The sequence below is a fragment of the Butyrivibrio fibrisolvens genome (genome assembly GCF_023206215.1).
In the GTDB taxonomy this organism is placed as follows: Bacteria; Bacillota; Clostridia; order Lachnospirales; family Lachnospiraceae; genus Butyrivibrio; species Butyrivibrio fibrisolvens_C.
The window spans coordinates 3,729,158-3,741,447 of the sequence record NZ_CP065800.1 but is presented as its reverse complement, the minus strand read 5'-3'; the positions used below and the strand labels follow the sequence as shown (position 1 = coordinate 3,741,447).

Genomic DNA, 12,290 nt, shown 5'->3' with positions numbered 1-12,290 from the left:
TTCACAAAGTTTACACATGTGGACTGTAACGTTTTTATTGTAAGCTGTTTTGCAGTAGGTACAAACAGTATTCATCTAATGAAATATAGAAAATGAGGAAATTGTGAATTATGGGCAGAAAAATTGTTCTTTTGGGATCAACCGGTTCTATAGGAACCCAGACACTTGATGTTGTCAGATCCAATCCTGATGAGCTTAAGGTTATAGCTCTTGCTGCAAGTCGTAATGTTGATCTTATGGAAAAGCAGGCCAGGGAGTTCAAACCCTCAAAGATCGCTATGTTCGATCAGGGTGCTGCCAAAGAGCTTGAAAGCAGAATATCTGATCTTGGAATAACAGTTCTTTCAGGAATGGAAGGACTTTTAGAGCTTGTCCGTGATGAAAATGCCGATACTGTTCTTACGGCTGTAGTAGGAATGATCGGAATCAGACCTACTATAGAAGCTATAAATGCAGGCAAGGATATAGCACTTGCCAATAAAGAGACATTGGTTTGTGCAGGTCATATCATAATGCCACTTGCTAAGAAGATGGGCGTTAAGATTCTTCCGGTAGATTCTGAGCACAGTGCTATATTCCAGTCTCTTAACGGAGAACCTGTAGATAAAATAGAAAAGATCCTTCTTACAGCATCAGGCGGTCCTTTCCGCAAGAAGAGCAAAGAAGAACTGGAGACTGTAACAGTTGATGATGCTCTAAAGCACCCCAACTGGGATATGGGCGCCAAAGTTACTATAGACTCAGCATCTTTAGTTAATAAGGGACTTGAAGTAATGGAAGCCAGATGGCTTTTTGATGTGCCGGTTGATAAGATCCAGGTTGTGATCCAGCCGCAGTCTATACTTCACTCTGCTGTACAGTTTGTAGACGGCGCTGTTATAGGACAGATGGGAGTTCCTGATATGAAACTGCCTATACAGTATGCTCTTTTCTATCCTGATAGAAGACCTATGTCAGAAGATAGACTTGATCTTTTTGAACTTGCTGATATGACATTTGAAAAGCCCAGAACAGATGTATTCAAGGGTCTTCCACTTGCTATTAGAGCAGCAAAGGAAGGTGGAAGCATGCCTACAGTATTTAATGCTGCCAACGAGCTTGCAGTTAAGAAGTTCTTAAAGCGTGAGATTCATTTCCTTGACATATATGATATGATTACCGATGCGATGGATAATCATCACAAGATCGAGAATCCTACTGTAGAGCAGATTCTTGAAACAGAGAGCTGGACATACAGTTTTCTTGGAGATCGTTACTGATAACTATTCAAATGACTGATTCTGTAATTGCCGGTGAGATAGGAGAGACGTATTGCTTCAGAACATCATAGTATTATTAATATTCATAGTTATATTCTGTGTACTGGTCGTATCTCATGAGGGAGGCCATTTTCTTATAGCCAAGGCTAATGGGATACGTGTGACTGAGTTCACTATAGGAATGGGGCCTGTTCTGTATCAGAAGAAAAAAGGCGATACAATGTATTCTATAAGACTTCTTCCTGTTGGAGGTGCCTGTATCTTTGATGGTATGGACGGACTCGAGGTGACAAAGCCCAGTGAAGATAGTGGATACGACGAAGAGGAAGAAAAGGCTCAGGAAAGTCGTGATGAAAGCCTTACTGGACAGATTTCATTCAGAAGGGCTAATGTATGGTCAAGAATAGCAACTGTAGTGGCAGGACCCTTAGCCAATTTTATACTCGGGTTTATTCTGGCACTTATAATAGTATCCAATACTTATTGGAGCTTTCCTACAGTAAGCGGCTTTTCTGTTGACAATTCGCCGGCTCAGGAAGCAGGACTTAGAGAAGGCGACGTCATTACAAGCGTCAATGGAAGTGCTGTCCATATGAGTGCGGAAGTTACACTTAATATGTACCTTACAGACGGTGAGGATGTTGATATCACTTATGAACGCGATGGCAAGAGTTATTCGACTACCATAACCCCTATTCTTTATGAAGATGAAGAGACCGGGGCAAGCAGATATGTGATAGGAATATATATTGGCGAGTATGACACGGTTTCAGGCGTGAAGACTTTGAAGTATGCAGGTTATATGTTCAATTATTATCTGACATCCACCTGGAAGAGCCTTGGCCTTTTAGTAAAAGGCAGAACCGATAAGGTAGAACTGTCAGGACCTGTAGGCATGGCTGAGATGGTAGATGAGAGCTATGAAACAGCAATGCAGACCGGGGGAATACTTGATGTTATACTTAATATGGTCAATCTTGCAATGCTTTTGTCTATTAATTTAGGACTTATGAATTTGCTTCCTATTCCGGCACTTGATGGTGGAAGACTTGTTTTTCTATTGATTGAGGTGATACGAGGCAAACCGGTTCCTGAAAAGTATGAGGGAATGATCGAACTTGTGGGAGTTGCGGCACTTATAGGCCTTATGGTCGTGGTGCTGTTCCATGATGTTAGTAAGTTATTCTAAGGGAGATTATGACCATGAATGGTCATAACTCCGGATCTAAAAAAACAGATCTAAGGGAGATTATGATCATAGATGATCATAACTCCGGACCCATAAAACGGGGTCAAAGGAGATTTATTATGGCATATAGAGATAATACAAAGGTTATTAAAATTGGTAATAAGGTCATCGGCGGTGGTAATCCTATCATGATCCAGTCTATGACCAATACACGTACTGAGGATGTTGATGCGACTGTTGCACAGATCCTTAAGCTTGAAGAGGCGGGTTGCGATATTGTAAGGAGTACCTGTCCTACACTTGAAGCTGCCAAGGCTATAGGTGAGATCAAAAAGCGTATTCATATTCCGCTTGTTGCAGATATTCATTTTGATTACAAGATGGCTATTGCTGCTATTGAGAACGGAGCTGACAAGATCCGTATCAATCCCGGCAATATTGGCGGCAAGGACAAGATTGAAGAAGTTGTCCGCGCTGCAAGAGAACGTCAGGTTCCTATCAGAGTAGGTGTTAACTCCGGATCCTTGGAAAAAGATCTTGTTGAGAAATACCACGGTGTTACACCTCAGGGCCTTGTAGAAAGTGCTCTTGATAAGACACATATCATTGAAGATTGCGGTTATGACAATATGGTCATAAGCATCAAGTCTTCAAATGTAATGCTTGCTGTCAAAGCTCATGAACTTCTCGTAGAGAAGACCCAGTATCCGCTTCATGTAGGTATAACAGAAGCAGGAACTGTATATTCAGGAAGTGTCAAATCTTCCGTAGGTCTTGGTATTATTCTTAACGAAGGAATAGGAGATACTATCCGCGTATCTTTGTCAGGAGATCCTGTTGAAGAGATCAAGGCTGCCAAACTGATACTCAGAGCTCTTAATTTAAGAGGCGGCGGAATAGATGTTGTATCATGTCCTACATGCGGACGTACCAAGATAGACCTTATAGGACTTGCTAATAAGGTTGAGGAACTTGCTTCCCATTATCCTCTCAACATCAAAGTTGCAGTTATGGGATGCGCAGTAAACGGCCCAGGAGAAGCCAAAGAGGCTGATATAGGCGTTGCCGGCGGAGTAGGCGAAGGACTTCTTATCAAGAAAGGCAAAGTTATTCGCAAGATGCCCGAGGATCAGCTTCTGTCAGCGCTCAAGGAAGAGCTTGATCACTGGGGCGAATGATCTTTTTATATATAGAAATTTAGGAAACAACGGGGGAAAGATATAAATGGCCAAAGCTTTTTTTGAAGTATTTCCACAGCTTAAATTAAGTGGACATACTAAAGAACTTATGGAAGAAACTACAGTTGAGAAAGTTTCTGCCACAAGGAAGCAGGATTTTATCCGCATTTATATTTCCTCTGAACGTCTTATAGATAAACAGGAAATCGTAAAAGTAGAAAAAGAGATAAGGTCTCAGCTTTTTCCAAATGTATCTATAGTTATAAAGATATATGAGCGATTTCATCTCTCTGCACAGTATACTCCGCAGAACCTTATGGATATCTACGGAGAAAGTATTCTGCAGGAATTCAGAACTTATAATCCAATAGAATATACACTTATGAAGGGTGCCGAATTCAGGTATCCTTCTTTGGATGCAATGGAGATTGTCCTCGAAGATACGGTCACATCTACACAGGAGGCACCTGAGATAGAACGTATCATGGACAAGATCATCAACGAAAGATGCGGCCTTAATATAAGGATTAAAACTGTTTTTGAGGCCAAAAAGGACAAGAAAAAGTCAGGAGCTCCTGATTACAGTGCAGAATCCGAAAGAATGTCTGCCAAGCTTGAAGCTGCTCTTGAAGCTAAAAAGGCTAAAGAGCAGGAAAAAGGCAAAAAGGATGCATCAGGTTCTAAATCTGCCTCAAAGAGCGTCGCTGCGCCTAAACAGGCGGTTGATGGTGCTAATACAAAGCCTTCTGATGCTAATATTGAGGTTCAGAAAGCCGCAGAGGCAGCTGCAGCTGCTATGGCCAGTGATGAAGCTAAAGGTAAAGGCGGAACAACAAGCCCCGGCGAAGGCGGTGTCAATCAGAACCGCGCGCCTTCAGGTTTTGGCGGCAAGAAGTTTGGAACCTGGAAAAAAGGCAGCTTTGGAAGTGGCATGAAGAAGTCTGACGATCCCAATGTTATATACGGCCGGGATTTCGATGACGATCCGATGCGTATTGTCGAAGTAGATGGAGAGATCGGTGAAGTTACTATACATGGTAAAGTCATCCGTTACGAAGAAAAGCCTCTTCGAAATGGTGAAAAGACTATTGTTATGTTTGATCTTACTGACTTTACTGATTCTATTACAATTAAACTATTCGTAAAGAATGAAGATCTTAAAGATCTTAACAAAGACCTTAAGGTTGGTGCCTTTATCAAGGTTAAAGGTATCACTATGATCGATAAGTTCGACCATGAACTTACCATAGGATCAGTTGGCGGTATCAGAAAGACGACTGACTTTACAGTTAAGCGTAAGGATAATGCGCAGGTTAAGAGAGTAGAGCTCCATTGCCATACCAAGATGAGTGATATGGACGGAGTATCTGAAGTTAGCGATATAGTCAAGCAGGCATACAAATGGGGAATGCCCGGAATCGCTATCACAGATCATGGTGTTGTTCAGGGACTTACAGTAGCCAATCATGTATGGGAAGACCTCTACGGCGCAGCTTGTAAAGAAGCCAAGGCAGCAGAACTTCCTGCTCCTGACAGACAGAACTTTTTCAAACTCATACTCGGCGTAGAAGGTTATCTTGTTGATGACCTTGTTGAGATAGTCAGAAACGGTAAGGGGCAGCAGATCAAGGATACTACCTTTGTAGTATTTGATATAGAGACAACAGGTTTTTCACCTCTTAAGAACAAGATAATAGAGATTGGTGCCGTTAAGGTTAGAAATGGCGAGATCCTTGAAAGATTCTCAGAATTCATTAACCCTCAGGTTCCTATTCCTTATCGTATAGAAAAGCTCACATCCATAAGTGATGACATGGTAATGGGAGCTCCTACCCGTGATGTAATAATCCCTAAATTCGTTGATTTTTGTAAGGACTCAGTTCTTGTAGGACATAACGTTGGATTTGATATCAGTTTCATTAACCAGAACTGTAAAGAGCTTGGAATAGAAGTTGATTTTACAACAGTAGATACCATGTGGCTTTCACGTGTGTTTTTTCCTCTGCAGGCCAAGCATACACTTGATGCTACAGCCAAGACTCTTAATGTAGTACTTGATCACCACCATAGAGCGGTAGATGATGCGGAGTGTACTGCTTATATTTTCCTAAAGTTCCTTCCTATGTTGGAAAAAGAGGGTATAGCAGACCTTACCAAAATGCAGGAATTCGGTCAGTCTACACCTGAAATGATCAAACACCTTCGCCCGCACCATGTTATTATCCTTGCTAAGAACACACTGGGAAGGTGTAATCTGTATACCCTTATAAGTAAGTCTCACCTTGACTACTTCAGGCGTTTTCCGCTTATACCTAAGTCTGTACTTAGCCAGTACAGAGAAGGTCTTATTATAGGTTCTGCCTGCTGTGCAGGTGAACTCTACGGAGCTGTTGTAGAAGACAGACCTGAAACAGAGATTGCAAGAATAGTTAATTTTTATGACTACCTTGAGATACAGCCTGTTGGCAACAACCACTTCATGGTTGATTCAGAGAAGTATGACAGTATCGAAAGTGATGATGACATCAGAGAAGTTAACAAGAAGATCGTTAAGCTTGGAGAACAATTCCATAAGCCTGTAGTAGCTACCTGCGATGCTCACTTTTTAAATCCCGAGGATCAGATATACAGGACTATCATTCAGGCAGGACGAGGCTTTGATGATGAAGAGCCTGCAGATCTGTATGTCAGAACAACAGCCGAGATGCTCTCGGAATTTGATTACCTTGGAGGAGACAAGGCATTTGAAGTATGCGTGACCAACACCAGGAAGATCATGGAGATGTGCGATAGCATATCACCGGTTCGACCCGATAAGTGTCCTCCTGTTATCGAAGATTCTGATAAGACACTTGAGAAGATATGTTATGACAAGGCTCACGAGATATACGGAGAAGAGCTTCCGGAAGTAGTAGATGCAAGACTTAAAAGAGAGCTTAATTCAATTATCAAAAACGGCTACTCGGTTATGTATATTATCGCCCAGAAGCTCGTTTGGAAGTCCAACGAAGACGGATATCTGGTTGGTTCCCGTGGATCAGTTGGAAGTTCTTTTGTTGCGTTTACATCAGGTATTACTGAGGTTAATGCACTTGCTCCGCATTATGTATGCCCACGCTGTCATTACAGCGACTTTGATTCTGAAGAAGTCAAAGCTTTCGGCGGTAAGGCCGGAGTGGATATGCCTGATAAAAGATGCCCCAAGTGTGGACATATGCTTTATAAGGACGGATTCGACATTCCTTTCGAAACCTTCCTTGGATTTAAAGGAGATAAGGAGCCTGATATTGACCTTAACTTCTCAGGTGAATATCAGTCCAAGGCCCATAAATATACTGAAGTTATCTTTGGCTATGGTCAGACCTTCAGAGCAGGAACTATAGCTGCGCTTGCAGATAAGACTGCTTTTGGATATGTCAAAAAATATTATGATGAGATAGGCGTTCCTAAGCGAATGGCCGAAATTAACAGAATAGTTGCAGGTTGTACCGGTATAAGACGTGGTACAGGTCAGCATCCTGGCGGTATCGTAGTTCTTCCGGTGGGAGAGGATATCAATACCTTTACACCGGTTCAGCACCCGGCTAATGACCAGACAACAGCTACCATAACAACACATTATGATTACCACTCCATCGATCATAACCTGCTCAAGCTCGATATACTCGGACACGATGATCCGACCATGATCAGATTCCTTATGGACTGCACAGGCGTAGATCCCAAAGATGTACCTTTTGATGATCCACTTGTAATGGAACTCTTTGAAGATACAGGTTCTCTTGGCATAACTCCTGAGCAGATAGGCGGAACACCACTTGGATGTCTTGGAATCCCTGAATTTGGTACTGACTTTGCTATGAACATGGTTGTTGAGGCTAAGCCTACATCACTTAGTCACCTTATAAGAATCTCAGGTCTGTCACACGGAACCGACGTATGGCAAGGCAACGCTCAGGTTCTTATCAGTAACGGAACTGCAACGATTGATACAGCTATCTGTTGTCGAGACGATATCATGATCTACCTTATCCAGAAGGGTCTTGATCCATCTGATTCTTTCAAGATCATGGAGTCAGTCCGTAAGGGTAAAGTCGCTAAAGGCAAAGAGCCCAAGTGGGAGCAGTACAAAGCAGATATGAGGGCTCATGACGTTCCTGAATGGTATATTGGTTCATGTGAGCTTATCAAATACATGTTCCCTAAGGCGCATGCTGCCGCATACGTTATGATGGCCTGGCGAATTGCTTACTTTAAGGTATATTGCCCGCAGGCATTCTATGCAGCATGGTTCTCGATAAGAGCGAAAGCTTTTTCATACCTTGATATGTGTCAGGGAGAGAATCACCTTCATGGAAGAATGCAGGAACTCAAGAATAAAGAAAAAATGTCACCTGTTGAAGAAGCAGAGTATTATGACATGAGACTTGTCGAAGAGATGTATGAAAGAGGTATTGAATTTGAGCCTATTGATATATTCAAGGCCAAATCCCGTCTCTTCCAGGTAGTCGGCAACAAGATCATGCCTTCTCTTACTGCCTTCGATGGAATGGGTGAAAAGGCAGCAGATGCAGTAGTAGAAGCTGCCAAGGACGGACCATTTCTTTCTAAGGACGACTTTAAGGAAAGAACCAAGTGCCCTCAGAAAGTAGTTGATGCAATGGCAGAAATGGGCCTTCTTGGAGATATCCCTGAGTCCAACCAGATCTCTTTGTTCGATTTTATGAAGTAGTAATCCGTGCCTTATAAAAAGCCGAAATATATTTATGGGGTTAGGAACTGATGAAGAAGGAATAATATGATAATAGCAAAATACTTCGTAGAATTTATAGTTTACAGCTTTCTGGGCTGGGTATACGAATGCACATATTGCAGCATTAAGTCCAGACACTTTAGTAACAGAGGATTTCTTTATGGTCCTGTATGCCCCATATACGGATTTGGAGCGATCGGCTGTTCTATAGTGTTTGGAAATTTTAGTCTCACCATAGGCGGCAAGACGCCGCTATGGGAGATATTCGTTATATGTGCCTTCGGCAGTGCTATACTGGAATATGCGACTAGTTATTTTCTTGAAAAAAGATTTAACGCCATGTGGTGGGATTATTCGAATACTCCGCTTAATCTAAACGGAAGGATATGCCTTCCTGCAACCCTTGGTTTTGGACTTGCCGGAATGCTTATAGTTAAGTTTGTCCTGCCGGTCTCCGAGAATATTAAGGGACAGATGGAACCTGTTTTTGCAGAAATACTTGCCCTTTTTCTTATGGGAGTACTTGCTGCGGATACAGCACTTACCGTACAGTCGCTGGTTGATCTGACCCAGAAACTTGACAATTTTGAGCTTGGTTTTAATAATAAAGTAGAAGAGAATATTAAGGCGATATATGAAATGCCCGGAGAGATACGTGAAAAATACGAGGCATTTACTGCTAAGCTTACACAAAGGCAAAAGTATGCTCTTTTTTCTATAAAAGGATATACGTCGCAGTCGAGAAGTTATATGGCTGCGCGTGTTAGAGAATATTTGGAAAATATAGGTTCTAAGATCAAGAAGAGTCTACCGGAGAAGACGCAAGACAGATCAGGAGACTTAAAATAGGATTGAGTATCAGTTATGACCAAAGTTGAAAGAGAAATACATTTTAAACTGCTTGTGGATGAGATTGCTAAGGATGCAAGATCACAGCAGATGAAAAAATATATACAGCATGGCAGGATAACAACATTTGATCATTGTATGAGAGTAGCAAGACTTTCTTATGCTTTGGACAGAGCGTTTAGACTTAGATCAAGTGAGAGAGAGCTTATTAGAGGTGCTTTTTTGCATGATTATTTTCTGTATGACTGGCACAAAGATTTCGTGATCAAGAAGGCGCCGGAGAACTGGATCCTTCCTTTTAGACTTATGCACAAGTTTTTTCATCTTCATGGATTTACACATCCTCAGTCAGCTATGGAGAATGCGTTAAGAGATTTTGATCTTACAGATAAAGAGGCGCAGATAATCCGTAGTCACATGTGGCCACTTACTTTTTTGCATCCGCCAAAATCAAGAGAGGCGATACTTGTATGCGCAGCAGACAAGATCGTATCACTTCAGGAAACAGTGGCTATGCGCTGATAAAAATATTTTTTTTGAAAAAATTCAAAATAATGCTTGCATTATTATAGATAACATGGTATCTTGTTCAAGTCGGTTCAATGCACCGACAAAAACATGGCTCGTTGGTCAAGAGGCTAAGACGCTGCCCTCTCACGGCAGAATCACCGGTTCGATTCCGATACGAGCTATTCTGCAATTTATAACTGTTTATTATGGCTCGTTGGTCAAGAGGCTAAGACGCTGCCCTCTCACGGCAGAATCACCGGTTCGATTCCGATACGAGCTATTCTGTATCTTATAACTGTTTTATTATGGCTCGTTGGTCAAGAGGCTAAGACGCTGCCCTCTCACGGCAGAATCACCGGTTCGATTCCGATACGAGCTACTGACTGTTTTAAACCGCTGAAGCGGAAAAGAGCAGCCCAACCCGAAAGTTACCGCAGATTGAAATTTGCGGTATATTTTTTGCCCTGATGCAAGGCTTTGGACTTACTTTTGGGAAGTTTTTAACCTGCCATTACAAAACTTGACGTTTTTGCATAAAGGTGGTATGGTTATAAAGTAATTATGTGGTTTTTGGGAAGTGGACTTTCGCGAGTCCGCTTTTTTGTTGCACAAGACCGGCAAGCGAATGGATGCTTGCATACAAATTCATTTGCCGGTTGTAAGAACATGGAGCACGAAGTGCGGAATGTTCGTGTGCGAAATCGAGTAGGAGTCAGCCTACTCGATTGCATAAGGCGAATTTACCAAGAAGTAAGATCATGATTGCAATAAGTATTATGTGAAAGGTGGCATATGTCGAGAAAAGAAGATATTGAGAGAAGAACTGAAGAGTTACTTACTCCTATTGCCCAGAAGCATGGCACAACTGTTTATGATGTTGAATATGTCAAGGAGGCAGGAGACTGGTATCTTCGCGCCTATATTGACAAGGAAGGCGGAGTTAACATTGGCGACTGTGTTGATGTGAGCCATGATCTGTCGGATGCGCTTGATGCAGACGATTTTATTGAAGACGCTTATACACTTGAGGTTTCAAGCCCTGGTCTTGGGAGACAGCTCAAAAAGGACAGACATTTTGAGAACAGTCTCGGTCAGGAAGTGGATTTAAAAACTTATAAACCTGTAGATGGCTGTAAAGAGTTTACAGGAATCCTGAAGGCATTTGATGCTGATAACGTTACGATCACAATTCAGGATACAGACAAGATTTTTTTGAGAAAAGATATTTCAGTCATTAGACTGTCACTGGATTTTTAATGGTGATGCGCTAAGGCGCAGAAAGGAAGAAGAGGAAAAGACATGAGTAAAGAACTTATGGAAGCACTTGATGCATTGGAGAAAGAGAAGAATATCAGTAAGGAAAGCCTTTTTGATGCAATTGAGAATTCTCTCATGACCGCATGCAAGAACAATTTTGGCAAGGCGGACAATGTAAAAGTTGAGGTCGACAGACAGACCTGTGAATTCCATTTATATGCCGAGAAGACTGTAGTGGAGACAGCTGATGATGTTATGGATCCGGCTGAGGATATATCACCGGAAGATGCTGCCAAGATAGACAGACATGCCAAAGTCGGCGATATAGTAAGAGTTCCGCTTGACTCTAAGAACTTCGGTCGTATTGCGACACAGAATGCCAAGAATGTCATTCTTCAGAAGATCCGTGAAGAAGAGCGCGGCGCTATCTATAATGAATATTTCGAGAAGGAGCATGACATCGTAACAGGTGTAGTACAGCGCTTCATCGGACGTAACATCTCCATAAACCTTGGACATGCTGATGCTATTCTTACAGAGAATGAGCAGGTTAAGGGTGAGAGCTATCGTCCTACAGACAGGATCAAGGTTTACATCCTTGAGGTTAGAAATGGCAACAAGGGACCTCGTATCCTTGTTTCACGTACACACCCTGATCTTGTAAAGCGTCTCTTTGAGCAGGAAGTTACTGAGATCAAGGATGGTACTGTAGAAGTTAAGGCTATCGCAAGGGAAGCCGGAAGCCGTACTAAGATTGCCGTATATTCTCAGAATCCTAATGTAGATCCTGTAGGAGCATGCGTTGGTGTTAACGGCAGCAGAGTAAACCTTATAGTAGAAGAGCTTCGCGGTGAGAAGATCGATGTTATCGAATGGGATGAAAACCCCGGTAACCTTATTCAGAATGCTCTTTCACCTGCTAAGATCGTTGCAGTATTTGCTGATCCTGATGAGAAGACAGCTAAGGTTGTTGTTCCTGATTATCAGCTTTCACTTGCAATTGGTAAGGAAGGACAGAATGCCCGCCTTGCTGCAAGACTGACAGGATACAAGATTGATATTAAGTCTGAGACTCAGGCTAAGGATGCTCCGGGATTCCGTTATGAAGATTATCTTGATGACGAAGAAGAGTATGAAGATGAGGAGTTCTCAGAAGACGAGGTCGATGAAGCTGTTGAAGAAGTTCTTGATGAAGAGGTTTCTGATGAGGCTTCTGAAGAATCATCTGACGAAGAGTAATGTTTCGTTTCCTTTTTTAGGGATGAATATTTATTAAAATAAATATTTCAAATCAG

At 42.0% G+C, this 12,290-nt stretch carries 8 protein-coding genes and 3 tRNA genes; all 11 read left to right on the top strand.

Annotated elements, in window-relative coordinates; all coding sequences use genetic code 11:
- Positions 1–110 precede the first annotated feature (110 nt).
- The 11 genes from I7804_RS15665 (at position 111) to nusA (ending at position 12,234) form a co-directional block, all read left to right on the top strand.
- Positions 111–1,259, top strand: coding sequence for a 1-deoxy-D-xylulose-5-phosphate reductoisomerase (locus I7804_RS15665; protein WP_248404118.1), 1,149 nt, complete (start codon positions 111–113; stop codon positions 1,257–1,259).
- Positions 1,260–1,311: 52 nt separating this feature from the next.
- Positions 1,312–2,448: an RIP metalloprotease RseP gene (gene rseP / locus I7804_RS15660; protein WP_242829467.1), complete on the top strand. Its 1,137-nt coding sequence runs from the start codon at positions 1,312–1,314 to the stop codon at positions 2,446–2,448.
- Positions 2,449–2,567: 119 nt separating this feature from the next.
- Positions 2,568–3,626, top strand: coding sequence for a flavodoxin-dependent (E)-4-hydroxy-3-methylbut-2-enyl-diphosphate synthase (gene ispG, locus I7804_RS15655; protein ID WP_022756653.1), 1,059 nt, complete (start codon positions 2,568–2,570; stop codon positions 3,624–3,626).
- Between the two features lie 46 nt (positions 3,627–3,672).
- The gene (locus I7804_RS15650) at positions 3,673–8,358 is read left to right on the top strand and encodes a PolC-type DNA polymerase III (protein WP_248404117.1); all 4,686 of its coding nucleotides are present in this window, start codon (positions 3,673–3,675) and stop codon (positions 8,356–8,358) included.
- Between the two features lie 66 nt (positions 8,359–8,424).
- A complete protein-coding gene (locus tag I7804_RS15645; protein WP_022755377.1) occupies positions 8,425–9,228 on the top strand; it encodes a putative ABC transporter permease in 804 nt (267 codons plus the stop codon).
- Positions 9,229–9,243: 15 nt separating this feature from the next.
- On the top strand, positions 9,244–9,750 hold the full coding sequence (locus I7804_RS15640; protein WP_110072966.1) for an HD domain-containing protein: 507 nt from the start codon (positions 9,244–9,246) through the stop codon (positions 9,748–9,750).
- 98 nt (positions 9,751–9,848) lie between these two features.
- Positions 9,849–9,920: transfer RNA gene (locus I7804_RS15635), tRNA-Glu, on the top strand.
- A gap of 26 nt (positions 9,921–9,946) precedes the next feature.
- Positions 9,947–10,018 (top strand) — tRNA-Glu (locus I7804_RS15630).
- Between the two features lie 27 nt (positions 10,019–10,045).
- A tRNA-Glu gene (locus I7804_RS15625) sits at positions 10,046–10,117 on the top strand.
- A 413-nt stretch (positions 10,118–10,530) separates the two neighbouring features.
- Entirely contained in the window at positions 10,531–10,995 is a 465-nt protein-coding gene (gene rimP / locus I7804_RS15620; protein ID WP_022755070.1) for a ribosome maturation factor RimP, read from the top strand.
- Between the two features lie 42 nt (positions 10,996–11,037).
- Positions 11,038–12,234, top strand: a complete 1,197-nt coding sequence (nusA, locus tag I7804_RS15615; RefSeq protein ID WP_248404116.1) for a transcription termination factor NusA — start codon at positions 11,038–11,040, stop codon at positions 12,232–12,234.
- The last annotated feature ends 56 nt before the right edge of the window (positions 12,235–12,290 follow it).